The following is a 243-nucleotide window of genomic DNA, read 5'->3' as shown; positions in this document are numbered from 1 at the left end:
CTACAGGATATAGAACATTTTTAGTGAATGCAGGGCAGATTAATAATAAAGGGATAGAAGTACAATTAAATGGTACTCCATTAAAAACAAATGATTTTAGATGGGATATCAATGTAAACTGGTCTAAGAATGAGAATGAAGTAATTAAATTAAATGGAAATTCTCAAAATTACCTAATGGCAACCTATCAGAATGGAGTATCTCTTAACGCACGTGTAGGAGAATCTTTTGGGGCTTTAGTAG

Annotated in this window: 1 protein-coding gene; it reads left to right on the top strand. The window is 32.1% G+C overall.

Going from position 1 to position 243, the window contains the following annotated elements:
* Positions 1-243 (top strand): hypothetical protein (locus SB764_RS43845; protein WP_410867287.1); only part of this gene is annotated, 243 nt, incomplete at both ends.

Source organism: Paraburkholderia sp. SIMBA_027 (genome assembly GCF_046535315.1).
In the GTDB taxonomy this organism is placed as follows: Bacteria; Pseudomonadota; Gammaproteobacteria; order Burkholderiales; family Burkholderiaceae; genus Paraburkholderia; species Paraburkholderia tropica.
The sequence above is the reverse complement of the archived record's forward strand: the minus strand, read 5'-3'. Positions and strand labels throughout refer to the sequence as shown.